Consider the following 16,103-nt stretch of genomic DNA (forward strand, 5'->3'; position numbering starts at 1 on the left):
CGCCCGGCCGATGGCCGGGCGCTGTCGTGTCGGGATGCCGAGTCTGGATGTCAGTCGTCGTGTTCGGGCAGGGGAGGCAGCTGGTGGCTCAGGGCGAGCACGTCGCTGGGCGCATCACCTGGATCGAAGCTCACCCGCGCTACGGCGTTCTCGCGCAGTGCCGGCCAGCCCTCGCGCAGCTCCTCGGCCGTCACGGCCAGGGCCCGCTCGGCGAGCCGGCGATGACGGTCGAAGGCGGTGTCGCCGTAGGCGAGCGCGCGCCACAGGCGGTTGGTGCGCCCGGAGAGGCTGGTGTCGCGCTGCATCAGCTCGTCGTGCACGGCCTGGCGGTAGGGCGCCAGGTCCTCGTCGTCGAGTGCCGCGAGCCGCCCGGTGAAGTCGTCCAGGAAGGCATCGATGCGGGCCTGGATCGCCTCGCTTTCGGTGTCGGGAGACTGCACCAGCAGGCTGATGCCCGGCGCGTCCAGCATCGGCGAGTAGCCCGCGTTAACCACATAGCCGAGCTGCTCCTCGGTGCGCAGGCGCTGGTAGAAGGGGGTCTCCAGCAGCTGGCCCAGCACCGCCAGGCGCGCCTGGCTGGCCAGCGAGCGGTCCGGCCCCTGGAGGTAGCGCAGCACCAGCGACTCCTCTCGGGTCGTGACCGGCGTCAGCGCGGGCAGGTCGTCCGCCTGCAGGGGGACGAGATCCGGGATCTCGTCGTCTGCAAGGGACGGAGAGAGTGCCTCGGCGACCAGCCGGGCCTCGCGCTCGGCGAGCGCGGCGGCGAGGTTGCCCACGGCCATGGCCTCCAGGCGCAGCTCGGCCAGGAAGCGCTCGCGGAAGTCGCGCAGGTCCTCCACGCCGAGCTCGCGGCTCGCCTCGAGCAGGGCATCGGTGGGCCACTGGGGGCGCACCAGGGCCTCGGCCAGGGTGCGGTGAGCCTGCCGGTAAAGGGCATCCTGGGGCGCGTTGCGCCATTCGCGCTGCAGGCGGTAGTGCACCCGGTCGAAGCTCGCCGCGTCGATCTCGCCCTCCTGCAGCTGGGCGAGGACCCGGGTGATCAGCCGGTCCTGGCGGTCCCGCCAGCCGGAGAACGACAGGGTGATGCCCCGGGCGTGGGCATAGGCCTCGAAGCCATGGCCGGCCAGGCGGGCCGGGTAGAGGGTTTCGTTGAGGCTGTCGCCGAGCCAGCCGGCGAGCAGCCGGGAGAGCGCCGCCTCGCGGGCCTCCCGGCTGGCGGCGGGGTGCTGCAGGCTGAAGCGCCACTCCACCTTGGGGGTGTCGAAGCTGGCATCCGCATTGTACCAGAAGCTGAAGCCTGGCTGATCGATGCGCTTCTCGGGGACCTCGTCGTGGAGGTCGAGCAGCGCGAGGTCCTCGGCGATGTAGGGGTTGGGCTCGGGCAGGGCGAGGCCTCCCAGCGACTCGGCCTCGCCTGTCGCCTCGACCTCGCGCCAGGGGGCGTCGAACCAGGGCGAGACCTTCTCGCCCTCGACCTCCGGGCCGCTGTAGAGCCGCAGCATCCTCTCGGGCCGCAGGCCGTCGAGCCAGCGCGTGATCTGGTCGCGATCGAAGCCGTCCATCAGGTAGGGCGCGACGTTGACGTCCTCCAGCGGGTAGCGTGACAGGTTCATGGCCAGCCGCATGGCATCGCCCTGGGGCGAGCCGTGCTGCTGGAAGCGGAACTGCTGCTCGGCCAGGCGCGCCTGTTCCTCGTAGCGCCAGGCCTCCAGGCCGGCGTCGCGGATCTGCTCGATGGTGGCGAACAGACTTTCCTGGATGCGGTCGAGCCGTTCGGCGCCCTCCGGCGTCAGGCTGATGTCCACGGCGAACAGCGCATGGCGGCCGTCGCCGCGGGTCACCCCCGCCGAGAGGCCGTCGGCCCAGCCCGCCTCGCGCAGCACCGCGAGCAGGCTGCCCTCGCCCTCGTGACCGAGCAGGTTAGCCAGGTAGTCGGCCGGCTTGTGGCGGTAGGCCTGCTGGGGGTCGGGCACCGGGAAAAGGAAGCTGACCCGCTGGCTGTCGCGGACCGACTGCATCTCGACGGCGCGGGGCAGGGTCTGCTCCGCCACCAGCGGCGCCTCGATGACCGGGCGGGAGAGGCCGCGGTCGGGCACCTCGGCGAAGCGCGCAGTGACCATGGCCTCCAGCTCATCGAGAGGCTGGGGGGCGACCACCGCCAGGTGCATCACGTTGGCACCGTAGTGGCCCTCGTAGAAGTCGATCACGCGCTCGCGCAGGCTCGGCTCGCCCTCGGGGCGGTCGGCCAGGGTCTCGCGGCTGCCCACCGAGAAGCCGGTGGTAGGGTGCTCGGGGTTGAGCAGCTGGTCGAGGACGTCCTGGGCGCGGCGCCCGTCGTCGCGGATGCGGGTCTGGTACTCGGAGTGCACCACGTTGCGCTCGCTCTCCAGGCGGTCGGCGTTGAACAGCGGGGCAACGAAGAAGCGGCTGAAGCGGTCCAGGGCACCGGCCAGGGCATCGGGCTCGATGTCGAAGAAGTAGTTGGTGTCGTGGGGGGCGGTGAAGGCGTTGTGGCTGCCCCCGTGGCGCGACAGGTAGGCCTGGTAGGCATCCGACTCGGGGTAGGCGTCGGTGCCCAGGAACAGCATGTGCTCGAGGAAGTGGGCCAGGCCAGCCAGGTCCTCCGGGTCCTGGGCGCTGCCCACGTCGACGTTCAGCGAGGCGGCGGCCTGGTCGGCCTCGGGGTCGCTGACCAGCAGCACGCTCAGGCCGTTGTCGAGGATCAGGGCGCGGTAGTCGCGGTCATCGTGGGGGCTGACCCGCGGTGACACGACCTCGTCGACGGCCGCTGCCGGCTCGGGTGCCTCGGCACGGGCGGTCAGGCCCATCATCAGGGTCGCGGCCACGGCAAGCCAGGCGAGCAGGCGGGCCGGTTGGCGCAAGGGGGCAGGCAAGGGCTGTGTCATCATCGCTCCTGTGGGATGGGCTGGCGCAGCATGGGCCCGATGGGATGGGCGCAGGCCGAATCCTGGTTGGCGGGATCGTTCACTCGTCTTGATACCGGAAAGGCGCCCAAGAGTTCCCCGGGAGCGGTCGCGAGCAGCGCGTGGGCCTCGGCCGCCGGAGTCCTGGAGTCGAGCCAGCGCCGGGCATCCTCGGGGTCGATCACCGCCGGCAGCCGGTCGGTGAGCGGGGCAAGCAGCGCCCCGGTGGGCACCGTGATCAGCGCCATGGAATCATTGTACTCGCTCAGGGTGGTATGGAAGCGGCACCAGAGCCCCGCCAGCAGCAACGGGCCCCGGTCGACGCGGGTCACCAGGAAGGGCTGCTTGAAGCGTGGCTGCGGTTTCCACACGTAGATGCCGCTGGCCGGCACCAGGCAGCGGCGGGCCTCGAAGGCCTCGCGGAACATGGGGCGGGTCGTCAGCGCCTCGGCACGCGCACAGTGGGGCGCATGGTCGAGCACCTTTAACCAGGGGGGCGTGAGCCCCCAGAAGGCGTTCACCAGGCGCGGCCGGCCCCCTTCCAGACGCACGATCGACAGGGGGCGACGCGGGGCCAGGTTGGCGCCGGTGATCGGGGTGGTCTCGGCGATGAGCTCGGGAAGCAGGCGCTCGAGCTCGAGGGGGGCGATGTGCAGTCGGCCGGCCATGGGGTCTCCGGGATGGTGGGGCGACAGGGTAACCAAGTCGACTTGACGAGAAAAGCGGCGAACGGGGCGCGATCCTGGCGCCGGCTTGCATCGTCATCCGTGTGGGATATGCTGTCGAAAACAGTGTTCGATGAGAGTATCCTTGTCGCCCGACCCGCGATGCCCGCCACTATCCCTGCGAGGAACCCGATGGCCCGTCCCAGACAGCATGCCCCCGAGGCACTCCATGCCCAGGTCATGGCCGCATGCGATGCCTGGCTGCAGGAGCATCCGGCCCACACGCTGTCGCTGCGTGCCCTCGCCCGGGAGGTCGGCTGTGCACCGAGTACCCTACTCAAGCTCTATGGCAGCTTCGGCAACCTGCTGCAGCACGTCAACATCGAGACCCTGGCGCGCCTGCGCGGGGTGATCGAGCCGCTGCTCGCCGATATCGCGCCCGAGGAACGGCTCAAGGCGCTGGCCCGGGCCTACTGGCAGTTCGCCCGCCAGGATGCCTACCGCTGGCAGCTGCTGTTCGACTACCCCCTGGCCCAGGAGGGGGAGCTGGACCAGCGCCAGAACGAGATGATCGAGGGGCTCTTCCTGCGCGTGGAGGCGACCCTCAGGGAGTACCAGCCGGCGCTGGATGATCCGGAGGCACGGCGGCTGAGCCGGACCCTCTGGGGCAGCGTCCATGGCCTGGTCCAGCTGGGGCTCAACGAGCGCCTCGGATACTGGCAGGGCGAGCCGCTGGAAGTGGGCGAACTGCTCGACCAGCTGCTGGCGACCATCCTGGCGGGTCTCAGGCACGCGCCCGGCGTGACCTGATGCCCTCCTGGCTGTGGGGGGTCACGGGCCTGGCAGTGGTCGCGGGGAGCTGGCGACTGGCCAGTGCGCCCCGGCCCTTCCTGCGCTGGCTGGTCTTCCTCTTGGTCCATCTCGTCTATCGGCTGCGTTTCCGCGGTCGACACCACATTCCCCCGCGAGGCCCCGCCATCGTCGTCTGCAACCACGTCAGCTTCATGGATGCCCTGGTGGTGGGCGGGGCAAGCCCCCGACCGCTGCGCTTCCTGATGGACAAGCCCATCTACGAGTCACCCCGGCTCAACTGGCTGTTCCGCCTGGTGGGGGCCATCCCCGTGGATGCCGACCGTCGCGACCCGGGCAGCGTGCGCCATGCGCTGGTCGAGGTCAGCCGCGCGTTGCGCCAGGGCGAGGTGGTGATGGTGTTTCCCGAGGGTCGCCTGTCCCCGGACGGCGAGGTGCACCCCTTCCGCCGCGGTCTCGAGCTGATCCTGGCCCGGGATGCGGTGCCGGTGGTGCCTGCCGGGCTGGCCGGTCTCTGGGGGTCCTGGACCTCGCACCATGGCGGCAAGGCGCTGACCAAGCCGCCTCGTCGCTTCCGGGCCCGGGTGGCCCTGTTCTTCGGTGAGCCCATGCCGGCCGGCGAGGCGAGCCGGCGCAACATCGAGGCCCGGGTGCGCGCGCTCAAGGCCGAGGCTGCCGGCTGGGCCGACAGCAATACGCCGCGCGGGTAGGCTCAGCCGCGTCGGGCGGGGCGCCGCACCGGCTGCCAGCAGCGCGCCGCGGTGATCAGATTGTCGCGGACCTCGAGGATCTCCATGCGCACGCTGTCGATCTGCAGGCAGGCCGGGCCGTCGGGGAAGGACTCCAGATGCTCGAGGATCACCCCGTTGAGGGTCTTGGGGCCGTCCGTGGGCAGCTGCCAGCCCAGTGCCTTGTTGATGTCGCGGATGTTGGCGGTGCCGTCGATCACGTGGCTGCCATCGTCCTGCAGGTGGATCTCCTGGTCCAGGCCCGCCACGTCGGTGGTGAACTCGCCCACGATCTCCTCGAGGATGTCCTCCAGGGTCACCAGCCCCTCCACGTCGCCGTACTCGTCCACCACGATGCCGATGCGCCGCTTCTGCTTCTGGAAGTTGAGCAGCTGGGTGTGCAGCGGGGTGGACTCGGGGATGAAGTAGGGCTCACGGGCCTCCTGGACGATGGCCGCCTTGGTCACCTCGCCGCGGGACAGGAAGCGTGCCGCGTTGCGCAGGTGAAGCATGCCGATGATGTTGTTGATGTCGCCCTTGTAGACCGGTACCCGGGTGTGCTGGCTGGTGCGGATGCGGGCCAGGATCTCCTCCAGGTCGTCGTCCAGGTCCAGGCCCATCACTTCATGGCGCGGGACCATGATGTCGTTCACGGTGACGTTCTCGAGGTCGAGGATCGACAGCAGCATCGCCTGGTGGCGGCGCGGGATCAGCGTGCCGGCCTCGTGCACTACGGTGCGCAGCTCGTCGCGGGTCAGGTTGTCGCTTTCACCGTCGATGCTCTTCACGCCGAGCAGACGCAGCAGGCCATTGGAGATGGCGTTGACCAGCCACACCAGGGGGTAGAGCAGCTTGAGCAGCGGCTCGAGCACCAGGGAAGCGGGGTAGGCGATGCGCTCGGGCTTGACGGCGGCGTAGGTCTTGGGCGTGACCTCGGCAAAGATCAGGATCACGATGGTCAGCACCAGCGGGGCGATGGCTGGGCCGGTCACCTCGCCGAAGAACTGGATGGCGAGCACCGTGGCGATGGCGGCCGCCAGGTTGTTGACCAGATTGTTGCCGATCAGGATCACGCCGATCAGCCGGTCCGGCCTGGCGAGCAGGCGCATTACCCGCAGGGCGCGCTCCTCACCGCTGTTCGCCTGGTGGCTCAGGCGGTAGCGGTTGATCGACATCATGCCGGTCTCGGAACTGGAGAAGAAGGCGGAAAGACAGACGAGCAGGAACAGCAGGCCGAACAGCAGTCCCAGCGGGAAGTCGTCACTCAAGTCGAAGGATCCTCAAAGGCGTAACAGGCTCGAGTTGTAGGGATTCGGTCATCCGGTGTCAAGGCGCGTGCCGGCGTCAGCTGCGGTTGAGCAGGATCTCCAGCACGAACTTGCTGCCGAAATAGGCCAGCAGCAGTACCGCACAGCCCCCGAGGGTCCAGCGGACCGCTCGCATGCCCCGCCAGCCCAGCCGGTGGTGGCTGAACAGCAGGGTGGCGAAGATCACCCAGGCGGCCAGCGAGAGGATCGACTTGTGGGCCAGGTGCTGGGCGAACATGTTGTCGAGGAACAGGAAACCGCTGACGATCGACAGGGTCAGCAGGACCATGCCGGCCCAGATCAGCTCGAAGAGGATCCGCTCCATGGTGGTCAGCGGCGGCAGCGACTGGACCACGCCGCGGATGTGGTGGTGGCGCAGTGCCTGGTTCTGGATGCCGAGCAGCACCGCCTGGATGGCGGCAATCGCCAGCAGCGCGAAGGCCAGCGCGCTGCTCAGGGCGTGCAGGGCGATCCCCGGGGTCATGCCGGTCGCGCGCTCGGGGCTCGGCAGGCCGACCGCCAGCAGCAGGGTGAGGCCGGCCAGCGGCAGCAGGCCGGTGGCGACATTGAGGACCGGCTTGACGAGGCTGACCACCAGCAGCACCAGCACGGCCAGGCCGCTGGCCAGCACCGCACTGGTGGAGAGGCCGGGCAGCAGGGAGTCGCCGCGGGCCAGCAGGGTGGCGGCCAGGGGCAGGTGGCAGAGCAGCCCGAGCAGGCCCAGGCCACGCACCAGCATGGCGCGGGGTGGCGCCCGCCTGGCCAAGGTCAGCCCCTGCCAGGAGGCGGCCCCGATATAGAAGATGAAGGCCATGACGGCAAGTGAGAGCGGCTGCATCGATCGCTGTCCGTGCGCCTTCGCCAGCGCCTGGTGGTAGGAAATGGAGCCGCTACTATACCGAATCCCTCCGGCCGCGCACAGCGCGGCGGCGTGTCGCGCCGGGGCGCGAATGCCCGCCACGCATGGAGACTGGCGGCCACAGGGCGTATAATTTTCGACCATTGCAGGGAGCCCCCGGTCGGTGCCGGGTCGGCTCTCCGGCCATCGTCAGTGGAGAGGCCCCATGTTCCAGAATCTCAGCGAGCGTCTGTCGCAGACGCTCAAGTCGATCAAGGGTCAGGCGCGCCTGACCGAGGAGAACGTCAAGGACACCCTGCGCGAGGTGCGCCGGGCGCTGCTCGAAGCCGACGTCGCCCTGCCGGTGGTCAAGGCGTTCATCGACCGCGTGCGCGAGCGCGCCGTGGGGCAGGAGGTCTCCCAGAGCCTCTCTCCAGGGCAGCAGTTCGTCAAGATCGTCCAGCAGGAGCTCGAGGCGATCATGGGCGAGGCCAACGAGGGGTTGACCCTCAAGGGTGCCCCGGCCGTGGTGCTAATGGCCGGCCTGCAGGGCGCGGGCAAGACGACCTCGGTGGCCAAGCTGGCGCGCTACCTGCGCGAGCGGGAGAAGAAGAAGGTGCTGGTGGTCTCCGCCGACGTCTATCGCCCGGCGGCCATCGACCAGCTCGAGACCCTGGCCCGCGAGGTCGAGGTCGACTTCTTCCCGTCGCGCTCCGACCAGCAGCCCGTTGACATCGCCGAGGCGGCGATCAAGCACGCCAGGATCCAGTTCCATGACGTGGTGATCGTCGATACCGCCGGTCGCCTGGCCATCGACGAGGCGATGATGGCCGAGATCCAGGCGCTGCATAAGGCTGTGGTGCCCGACGAGACGCTGTTCGTCGTCGACGCCATGACCGGCCAGGACGCGGCCAACACCGCCAAGGCCTTCCACGAGGCGCTGCCGCTGACCGGGGTGATCCTCACCAAGGCCGATGGCGATGCCCGCGGCGGTGCGGCCCTCTCGGTGCGCCACATCACCGGCAAGCCGATCAAGTTCATGGGTGTGGGCGAGAAGGTCGATGCCCTCGAGCCCTTCCATCCGGACCGTGTGGCCTCGCGCATCCTCGGCATGGGCGACGTGCTGTCGCTGATCGAGGAGGCCGAGCGCACCGTCGACAAGAAGAAGGCCGAGCAGCTGGCCAAGAAGGTCAAGAAGGGCCAGGGCTTCGACCTCGAGGACTTCCGCGACCAGCTCCAGCAGCTCAAGAAGATGGGCGGCATGGGCGGCCTGATGGGCAAGCTGCCGGGCATGGGGCAGATGGCCGAGATGGCCCAGGGGCCCGGCCCCGAGAAGGAGCTGGGCAAGCTCGAGGCGCTGATCAACTCCATGACCCCCCAGGAGCGGCGCAAGCCCGAGATCATCAACGGCTCGCGCAAGCGGCGCATCGCCGCCGGTGCCGGCCTTCAGGTGCCGGACCTCAACCGCCTGCTCAAGCAGCACAAGCAGATGCAGAAGATGATGAAGAAGGCGGGCAAGAAGGGCGGCATGCAGAAGATGATGCGCGGCATGTCCGGCATGATGGGCGGCGGCGGCCCGGGCGGGCCCGGTGGCATGGGGGGCATGGGCGGTCCCGGTGGCATGCCGTGGCGCTGAGCCGGCCCGTGGCGGGGCGGCTCCCGCAAAAAGGTTTCCAAGTCGGGCGGTTTTCCGTAGAATGTTGCGTCTTCACTGGCAGGACCGCGATCGGCGCGGTCATCGTCGTGACCGAATGACCCGAAGCCGGGCCGTCGGCCCGCTTCCCGTAGCAGATCGTCGAGGGCCAGCCGGGTATCGGCGCCTCGGCCGAAACATCCGCAACTTCAACCGAAGGATAATCAACGCATGGTTACCATTCGTCTGGCACGTGGTGGCGCCAAGAAGCGTCCCTTCTACCACCTCGCCGTGACCGATTCCCGCAAGTCCCGTGACGGTCGCTTCATCGAGCGTCTGGGTTTCTTCAACCCCGTGGCCCGTGGCCAGGAAGAGCGCCTGCGCATCGATCTGGAACGCATCAGCCACTGGCAGAGCCAGGGTGCCCAGCTCTCCGATCGCGTTGCCGAGCTGGTCAAGGAAGCCCGCAAGCAGGCCTGAAGGGCCTGACTTGCCGGCTGCAACGCTCCAGGGGTCGTCGATGAGCGAACACGCGCAAGCGCAGCCCGCCGACGATCATGTGGTGCTGGGTACGCTGACCAGCCCTTACGGCGTCAAGGGCTGGCTGAAGGTGTATTCGTACACCAGTCCCATGGAGGGCATCCTCGACTACGCAGCCTGGGTGCTGCGACAGGGGACGACGCTGACCCGGGTGAGCGTCCTTCAGGGACGTCGCCAGGGTAAGGGTCTGGTGGCCCGGCTCGAGGGTATCGACAGCCGCGAGACGGCCGAGGCCCTGGCCGGTGCTGAGATCCTGCTGCCCAAGGCGGAGCTGCCCCCCCTCGACGCTGGTGACTACTACTGGTACCAGCTGGAGGGACTCCGAGTGGTAACGCACGAGGGGCAGGCGCTGGGATGGATCGACTACCTGTTCGAGACCGGCGCCAACGACGTCATGGTGGTCAAGGGCGAGGTCGACGAGGGCATCGAGGCCCGCGAGCGATTGCTGCCCTACCTGCCCGGCGAGGTGGTTCTGGACGTGAACCTCGTGGCCGGCGTGATGACCGTCGACTGGGATCCGGAGTTTTGACGGAAGCGGCGTTGACGGAGTCCGGTGTGATGACCTCCGATTCGACGGCATCCGAGCCGGCGGCCGGCATGTGGATCGGGGTGGTCTCGCTGTTTCCCGAGATGTTCGAGGCGATCACTCGCCATGGCGTCACGGGTAGGGCGGTGGACAAGGGGCGCATCGCGCTCGAGTTCTGGAACCCCCGCGACTACGCCACCGACCGGCATCGCACCGTGGATGACCGCCCCTATGGCGGTGGTCCGGGGATGCTGATGAAGGTCGACACCTTGCGCGCGGCCATCCACGCCGCCCGCGAGCGGGCAGAGGTGGCTACCGGGACGCGGGCGAAGGTCATCTACCTCTCGCCCCAGGGGCGCCGCCTGGATCAGCGAGGCGTGCAGGAACTGGCGTCCGGCCCCCCCCTGGTGGTGGTGGCCGGACGCTATGAAGGCATCGATGAGCGGGTGGTGGAAGCCGACATCGATGAGGAGTGGTCGATCGGCGACTATGTGCTCAGCGGCGGCGAGCTGCCGGCCATGGTGCTGATCGATGCTGCGGCAAGGCTGGTGCCCGGGGTGCTGGGCCATCAGGATTCCGCGGTCGAGGACTCCTTCAACGACGGATTGCTGGACTGTCCGCACTACACGCGCCCGGAGACAGTCGATGGACGCGGCGTGCCGGAGGTGCTGCTCAGCGGCCACCATGGTGCCATCAGGCGCTGGCGGCTCAAGCAGTCCCTGGGGCGGACCTGGCTCAGGCGTCCCGACCTGCTGGAAGGCAGGACGTTGAGTGGCGAGCAGCGCGAGCTGCTCGAGGAGTTCATCGAGGACTACGCACTGTCCACGAGGTAGGTCAGGGCGGAGGTGCAGGACGTCATGCCCCCGAGCGGGCCCGGCGGACCTGTGTCACCAACTGCATTCCCGCGCTCTCGAGTTCGATTCGGGCGCCGGGATCACGATTCGCCGGCAACCCAAGCCGACCGGTGGATCAGGTTATCAAGGAGTCAATGTCATGAGCAGCAAGAGCAAGGTGATCCAGGCGCTCGAGAGCGAGCAGATGAGCAAGGAAGTCCCGGCCTTCGCCCCCGGCGATACCGTGGTCGTCCAGGTCAAGGTCAAGGAAGGCACCCGCGAGCGTCTCCAGGCCTTCGAGGGCGTGGTCATCGGCAAGCGCAACCGTGGCCTGAACTCGGCCTTCACCGTGCGCAAGATCTCCCACGGTGTCGGTGTCGAGCGGACCTTCCAGACCTACAGCCCGCTGGTCGACTCCATTGCGGTCAAGCGTCGCGGCGACGTGCGCCAGGCCAAGCTGTACTACCTCCGCGAGCGCAGCGGCAGGTCTGCCCGCATCAAGGAAAAGCTGGCCTGAGGCAGCCGCCTCTGCCGGCCCGTGGTGTCGGGGCCCCTGGCCCCGCACCTCTCGCGAGACCCCGTCACCGCTGCCGCGGGGCGGGGTTTCGTGCTGCTGGGGATCGCCGGGAGCCGTATGCAAACCACCATGGATGCGGGTGCGCTGGTTGACGCCTTCCTCGACGGCCTGTGGCTGGAGCGGGGCGCGAGCGACAATACCCTGGCCGCCTATCGCCACGACCTGAGCGCCTGGCAGGCGTGTCTCGCGCGCGTCGACCAGCGGCTGTTGGCCCCGGCCGGCGGGGTGCTGCCGGCCTGGCTCGACGAGCGACGCGAGGCCGGCTACAGCCTGCGCAGCAACGCCCGGCTGCTCTCCAGCCTGCGCGGCTTCTACCGCTGGGCGTTGGCAGAAGGGCTCGTCGACCACGACCCGCTGGCCGAGGTGCGCCTGCCCCGGGTGCGCCCCTCGCTCCCCGATACCCTTGAGGAGGCCGAGGTGGAGCGCCTGCTCGCGGCCCCGGATCTCGCCACCGACCTGGGGCTGCGGGACCGGGCGATGCTCGAGGTCCTCTACGGGGCCGGGTTGCGGGTCAGCGAACTGGTCGGGCTGACCACCGATGCGGTCAACCTGCGCCAGGGCGTGGTTCGGGTACGGGGCAAGGGCGACAAGGACCGCCTGGTGCCGCTGGGCGAGGAGGCCGTGGCGTGGCTGTCGCGTTACCTGCGCGGTGCCCGGGGTGCGCTGATGGTCGATATCACCCGGCCGGCGCTGTTTCCCGGCCGCGGCGATCGTTGCCTGACGCGCCAGGCCTTCTGGCACCGCATCAAGGCCCATGCGCGTGCCGCGGGCATCGACCGGCCGCTGTCGCCACACACCCTGCGCCACGCCTTCGCCACCCATCTGTTGAATCATGGGGCCAACCTGCGTGTCGTACAGCTGCTGCTCGGTCACAGCGACCTCTCGACCACGCAGATCTACACCCATGTGGCGCAGGTGCGATTGGAAGCCCTGCATGCCGACCATCATCCTCGAGGCTGATTCATGAGACGATCGATCCTTACCCTAGGCGGCGGACTGCTCGCCGCCTCCCTGGCTCTGCTGCCCGTCGCCCAGGCCGACCCGGCCGAGCAACTGGCCGAGACCCTCACGGTCAACGGCCAGTCCATGCCCGTGGAGCGCGTGCGCGAGACGCCGCTGGAGGGCTTCTTCGAGGTCCGGCTGGAGAGCGGCGAGACCTTCTACAGCAACGCCGAGGGCAGCCACTTCCTGGTCGGTGACCTCTACGAGAACGCCGAGGGCGGCCTGGTCAACCTCACCGAGCAGCGGCGCAACGCCGAGCGCAGCGGGCGTCTTGCCGCGGTGCCGGAGAGCGAGCGGGTGGTCTTCCGCAGCACCGGCGAGAGCCGCGCCACCCTGATGGTCTTCACCGACACCACCTGCCCCTACTGCCGGCAACTCCACGAGGAGGTGCCGCGCCTCAACGAGATGGGCATCGAGGTGCATTATCTGGCCTTCCCGCGCAGCGGCCTGGGCTCGCCCGGGGGGCGCGAGCTGCAGCAGGTGTGGTGCGCCGACAATCCGGCCGAGGCCATGTCCGCGGCCAAGCGCGAGGAAGGGCTGTCGGGTGCCGCCGACTGCGACAATCCGGTCGAGGAACAGTATCATCTGGGCATGGAGCTCGGCGTCCAGGGCACGCCGGCCATCGTGCTGCCCGACGGACGCCTGGTGCCCGGCTATGTGCCGGCGGAGCGCCTGGCCGCCATGCTCGGCCTGAACGAGTGATGACCGACGTCGATGAACGTCGGCACGGTGGGCCCGGACGACGGGCCCGATCCACGCTGAGACACACGCCAGAACGAGGGGAATGACATTGAAACCGGTGAGAGTGGGAATCTGTGGCCTGGGGACCGTCGGTGGCGGAACCTTCAACGTGCTGACACGCAATGCCGACGACATCGCCCGGCGGGCGGGGCGTCCGATCGTCATCGAGCAGGTCGCCTTCCGCAGCCTCAATCCCGAGTGTGATACCACCGGCATCCGGACCACCTCCGACGTCTTCGAGGTGGCCACCAACCCCGACATCGACGTGCTGGTCGAGCTGATCGGCGGCTACGACGTGGCCCGCGAACTGGTGCTCACCGCCATCGAGCACGGCAAGCACGTGGTCACCGCCAACAAGGCGCTGATCGCCGTGCACGGCAACGAGATCTTCCGCGCCGCCCACGAGAAGGGCGTGATCGTGGCCTTCGAGGCCGCGGTGGCCGGCGGCATTCCGGTGATCAAGTCGCTGCGCGAGGGCCTGGGGGCCAACCGCATCGAGTGGGTGGCCGGTATCATCAACGGCACCGGCAACTACATCCTGACCCACATGCGCGACGAGGGGCGTGCCTTCGAGGACGTGCTCGCCGAGGCCCAGGCGCTGGGCTATGCCGAGGCCGACCCGACCTTCGACGTCGAGGGCATCGACGCCGCCCACAAGCTGACCATCCTCGCCTCCATCGCCTACGGCGTGCCGCTGCAGTTCGACAAGGCCTACACCGAGGGCATCTCGCGCATCACCGCCGATGACGTGGAGCAGGCGGACAACCTGGGCTACATCATCAAGCACCTGGGTATCTCCAAGCGCACCGAGGCGGGTCTCGAGCTGCGCGTGCACCCGACCCTGATTCCCAAGGAGCGTCTGCTGGCCAGTGTGCATGGCGTCAAGAACGCCATCGCCATCATGGGCGATGCCGTGGGGCCGACCCTCTACTACGGGGCGGGTGCCGGTGCCGAGCCCACCGCCTCCGCGGTGGTCGCCGACCTGTTGGACGTGGCCCGCGACATCGCCACCGACCACCACTACCGGGTGCCCTACCTGGCCTTCAGCGGTATCGGCGAGCAGGAGAGCGACCTGCCGATCATGCCCATGGAGGACATCATCACCGCCTACTACCTGAGGCTGCTGGCGGTGGACCGCCCCGGCGTGCTGGCGCGGGTGGCGACGATCCTCTCCGAGCAGGGCATCTCGATCGAGGCCTTGATCCAGAAGGAGGCCACCGAGGGCGAGCTGGTGCCGATCATCCTGCTGACCCACCGCACCCGCGAGAAGCAGATGAACGAGGCGATCCGCCTGATCGAGTCGCTGGCCGACATCGCCGGCCCGGTGACGCGGATCCGCGTCGAGTCGCTGGACGAGCAGGAGTAAGCCATGCGCTATATCAGTACCCGCGGGCAGGCGCCCGCGCTCTCCTTCGAGGAGGTCGTGCTCACCGGCATGGCCAGCGACGGCGGCCTCTATGTGCCGGAGGAGATCCCGCAGCTCTCCCGCGACGATCTCGCGGGCATGGCGGGGCTCTCCTACGCCGAGATCGCCTTCCGGGTGATGAGGCCCTACGTCAACGGCGAGATCGACGATACGACCTTCCGCGACATCGTCGAGGAGGCTTACGCCACCTTCAGCCACGACGCCGTGGTGCCGCTCAACCAGCTGGATGCCAACCACTTCCTGCTGGAGCTGTTCCATGGCCCGACGCTGGCCTTCAAGGACGTGGCGCTGCAGCTGCTCGGCCGCATCCTCGACCACTTCCTGCAGAAACGCGGCGAGCGGGCCGTCATCATGGGGGCGACCTCCGGCGATACCGGCTCGGCGGCCATCGAGGGGTGCCGCCACTGCGACAACCTCGACATCTTCATCCTCCACCCCTACCAGCGGGTCTCGGAGGTGCAGCGCCGCCAGATGACCACGGTGTTGGCCGACAACGTCTTCAATGTCGCCATCGAGGGCAACTTCGACGACGCCCAGGCGATGGTCAAGGCGAGCTTCGCTGACCAGTCGTTCCTGAACGGTACCCGGCTGGTGGCGGTGAACTCGATCAACTGGGCGCGCATCATGGCCCAGATCGTCTACTACGTGGCCTCGGCCGTGGCGCTGGGGGACCCCCACCGGGCGGTGAGCTTCTGTGTGCCCTCGGCCAACTTCGGCAACGTCTTCGCCGGCTACATGGCCAAGCGCATGGGGCTGCCGGTCAAGCAGTTCATCATCGCCACCAACGCCAACGACATCCTGCACCGCACCTTGGCCGACAATGACTTCTCGAAGCGGGAACTGGTGGCGACCCTGGCGCCCTCCATGGACATCGTGGTGTCGTCCAACTTCGAGCGGTTGCTGTTCGAGGCCTACGAGCGTGACGGGGCCTCGGTAAAGGCCCTGCTCGAGCGCTTCCAGGCCGAGCCCTCGGCGCTGGCCGAGGCGCCGCTGGCCAGGCTGCGCGAGTCCTTCGCCAGCCACAGCGTGGACGATGCCACCATCCTGGAGGTGATCCGCGAGGCGCATCACCGCACCCAGGAGATCCTCGACCCGCACACCGCCACCGGTTACCGTGCCGCCGAACAGGCGCGTGCCGATGCCACGACGCCGGTGATCACCCTGGCCACGGCCCACCCGGCCAAGTTCGCCGAGGCGGTGGTCAAGGCCGGTTTCCCGGGCGTGCCGCTGCCGCCGCACATGGATGACCTGCTGGAGCGCGAGGAGCGCTACACCGTGCTACCCGCGGAGCTTTCCGCCGTGCAGCAGTTCGTTGTCGAGAACCGCCGCTAAAGCTAGAAGCTATAAGCTGGAAGCGAGAGGCAGCGAGGGGCGCCGGGGACAGGCCGAAGAGGAGGTCCTACGCCAGGGATGGCGTCGGTAGCGCCCAGGGAGGGGTTCACAGCGCCTCCTCGCAGGCCTGTCGCCGGATCAGCCCCGAGCGAGCATCTGCCTCCCACCTCTCTTCTTCGTGTCTCTTAATTGCAGGAGCCGGGCTTGGACGCCGTCAGCGA

At 68.7% G+C, this 16,103-nt stretch carries 15 protein-coding genes; 11 read left to right on the top strand and 4 right to left on the bottom strand.

The window, feature by feature from the left end; all coding sequences use genetic code 11:
- Positions 1–50 precede the first annotated feature (50 nt).
- Positions 51–2,906: an insulinase family protein gene (locus M8009_RS04170; protein ID WP_430886886.1), complete on the bottom strand. Its 2,856-nt coding sequence runs from the start codon at positions 2,904–2,906 to the stop codon at positions 51–53.
- The gene (locus M8009_RS04175; RefSeq protein WP_250059512.1) at positions 2,906–3,592 is read right to left on the bottom strand and encodes an SOS response-associated peptidase; all 687 of its coding nucleotides are present in this window, start codon (positions 3,590–3,592) and stop codon (positions 2,906–2,908) included. Before M8009_RS04175 ends, M8009_RS04170 begins: the two co-directional genes overlap by 1 nt.
- 189 nt (positions 3,593–3,781) lie before the next feature.
- Between M8009_RS04175 and M8009_RS04180 the strand changes: the two genes are divergently transcribed.
- Positions 3,782–4,399 (top strand): TetR/AcrR family transcriptional regulator, encoded by a 618-nt coding sequence (locus tag M8009_RS04180; RefSeq protein ID WP_250059513.1) that lies wholly within the window; start codon positions 3,782–3,784, stop codon positions 4,397–4,399.
- On the top strand, positions 4,399–5,109 hold the full coding sequence (locus M8009_RS04185; protein ID WP_250059514.1) for a 1-acyl-sn-glycerol-3-phosphate acyltransferase: 711 nt from the start codon (positions 4,399–4,401) through the stop codon (positions 5,107–5,109). Before M8009_RS04180 ends, M8009_RS04185 begins: the two co-directional genes overlap by 1 nt.
- Positions 5,110–5,111: 2 nt before the next feature.
- Here M8009_RS04185 and M8009_RS04190 read toward each other — a convergent pair whose 3' ends face one another.
- Positions 5,112–6,395 (bottom strand): HlyC/CorC family transporter, encoded by a 1,284-nt coding sequence (locus M8009_RS04190; protein ID WP_250059515.1) that lies wholly within the window; start codon positions 6,393–6,395, stop codon positions 5,112–5,114.
- Between the two features lie 76 nt (positions 6,396–6,471).
- Positions 6,472–7,272, bottom strand: a complete 801-nt coding sequence (locus tag M8009_RS04195) for a cytochrome C assembly family protein (protein ID WP_250059516.1) — start codon at positions 7,270–7,272, stop codon at positions 6,472–6,474.
- A 226-nt stretch (positions 7,273–7,498) separates the two neighbouring features.
- On the opposite strand from M8009_RS04195, the gene ffh reads away from it, so the two are divergent.
- The 9 genes from ffh to thrC all read left to right on the top strand — a co-directional run bounded on the left by ffh (position 7,499) and on the right by thrC (position 15,882).
- On the top strand, positions 7,499–8,908 hold the full coding sequence (gene ffh / locus M8009_RS04200) for a signal recognition particle protein (RefSeq protein ID WP_250059517.1): 1,410 nt from the start codon (positions 7,499–7,501) through the stop codon (positions 8,906–8,908).
- Between the two features lie 228 nt (positions 8,909–9,136).
- The gene (gene rpsP, locus M8009_RS04205; protein ID WP_151443516.1) at positions 9,137–9,385 is read left to right on the top strand and encodes a 30S ribosomal protein S16; all 249 of its coding nucleotides are present in this window, start codon (positions 9,137–9,139) and stop codon (positions 9,383–9,385) included.
- A gap of 40 nt (positions 9,386–9,425) precedes the next feature.
- A complete protein-coding gene (gene rimM / locus M8009_RS04210; protein WP_250059518.1) occupies positions 9,426–9,974 on the top strand; it encodes a ribosome maturation factor RimM in 549 nt (182 codons plus the stop codon).
- Between the two features lie 68 nt (positions 9,975–10,042).
- Positions 10,043–10,804 (top strand): tRNA (guanosine(37)-N1)-methyltransferase TrmD, encoded by a 762-nt coding sequence (gene trmD / locus M8009_RS04215; protein WP_250060044.1) that lies wholly within the window; start codon positions 10,043–10,045, stop codon positions 10,802–10,804.
- A gap of 160 nt (positions 10,805–10,964) precedes the next feature.
- Positions 10,965–11,321, top strand: coding sequence for a 50S ribosomal protein L19 (gene rplS, locus M8009_RS04220; protein WP_250059519.1), 357 nt, complete (start codon positions 10,965–10,967; stop codon positions 11,319–11,321).
- 117 nt (positions 11,322–11,438) lie between these two features.
- Positions 11,439–12,341, top strand: coding sequence for a site-specific tyrosine recombinase XerD (gene xerD / locus M8009_RS04225; protein ID WP_250059520.1), 903 nt, complete (start codon positions 11,439–11,441; stop codon positions 12,339–12,341).
- 3 nt (positions 12,342–12,344) lie between these two features.
- Positions 12,345–13,085: a DsbC family protein gene (locus tag M8009_RS04230; protein WP_250059521.1), complete on the top strand. Its 741-nt coding sequence runs from the start codon at positions 12,345–12,347 to the stop codon at positions 13,083–13,085.
- A gap of 88 nt (positions 13,086–13,173) precedes the next feature.
- Positions 13,174–14,490 carry a homoserine dehydrogenase gene (locus tag M8009_RS04235; RefSeq protein ID WP_250059522.1) on the top strand — a complete coding sequence of 439 codons (1,317 nt, stop codon included), beginning with the start codon at positions 13,174–13,176 and terminating at the stop codon, positions 14,488–14,490.
- A 3-nt stretch (positions 14,491–14,493) separates the two neighbouring features.
- Positions 14,494–15,882 carry a threonine synthase gene (gene thrC / locus M8009_RS04240; RefSeq protein WP_250059523.1) on the top strand — a complete coding sequence of 463 codons (1,389 nt, stop codon included), beginning with the start codon at positions 14,494–14,496 and terminating at the stop codon, positions 15,880–15,882.
- Positions 15,883–16,103: the final 221 nt, after the last annotated feature.

This window comes from Halomonas gemina (assembly GCF_023554995.1).
Taxonomy (GTDB): domain Bacteria; phylum Pseudomonadota; class Gammaproteobacteria; order Pseudomonadales; family Halomonadaceae; genus Halomonas; species Halomonas gemina.

What these genes read in the sequence shown, in the direction of transcription:
- M8009_RS04170 (WP_430886886.1), bottom strand. Translation starts at nt 2,906, where the DNA reads ATGACACAGCCCTTGCCTGCCCCCTTGCGCCAACCGGCCCGCCTGCTC.
- M8009_RS04175 (WP_250059512.1), bottom strand. Translation starts at nt 3,592, where the DNA reads ATGGCCGGCCGACTGCACATCGCCCCCCTCGAGCTCGAGCGCCTGCTT.
- M8009_RS04180 (WP_250059513.1), top strand. Translation starts at nt 3,782, where the DNA reads ATGGCCCGTCCCAGACAGCATGCCCCCGAGGCACTCCATGCCCAGGTC.
- M8009_RS04185 (WP_250059514.1), top strand. Translation starts at nt 4,399, where the DNA reads ATGCCCTCCTGGCTGTGGGGGGTCACGGGCCTGGCAGTGGTCGCGGGG.
- M8009_RS04195 (WP_250059516.1), bottom strand. Translation starts at nt 7,272, where the DNA reads ATGCAGCCGCTCTCACTTGCCGTCATGGCCTTCATCTTCTATATCGGG.
- ffh (WP_250059517.1), top strand. Translation starts at nt 7,499, where the DNA reads ATGTTCCAGAATCTCAGCGAGCGTCTGTCGCAGACGCTCAAGTCGATC.
- rpsP (WP_151443516.1), top strand. Translation starts at nt 9,137, where the DNA reads ATGGTTACCATTCGTCTGGCACGTGGTGGCGCCAAGAAGCGTCCCTTC.
- rimM (WP_250059518.1), top strand. Translation starts at nt 9,426, where the DNA reads ATGAGCGAACACGCGCAAGCGCAGCCCGCCGACGATCATGTGGTGCTG.
- trmD (WP_250060044.1), top strand. Translation starts at nt 10,043, where the DNA reads ATGTGGATCGGGGTGGTCTCGCTGTTTCCCGAGATGTTCGAGGCGATC.
- rplS (WP_250059519.1), top strand. Translation starts at nt 10,965, where the DNA reads ATGAGCAGCAAGAGCAAGGTGATCCAGGCGCTCGAGAGCGAGCAGATG.
- xerD (WP_250059520.1), top strand. Translation starts at nt 11,439, where the DNA reads ATGCAAACCACCATGGATGCGGGTGCGCTGGTTGACGCCTTCCTCGAC.
- M8009_RS04230 (WP_250059521.1), top strand. Translation starts at nt 12,345, where the DNA reads ATGAGACGATCGATCCTTACCCTAGGCGGCGGACTGCTCGCCGCCTCC.
- thrC (WP_250059523.1), top strand. Translation starts at nt 14,494, where the DNA reads ATGCGCTATATCAGTACCCGCGGGCAGGCGCCCGCGCTCTCCTTCGAG.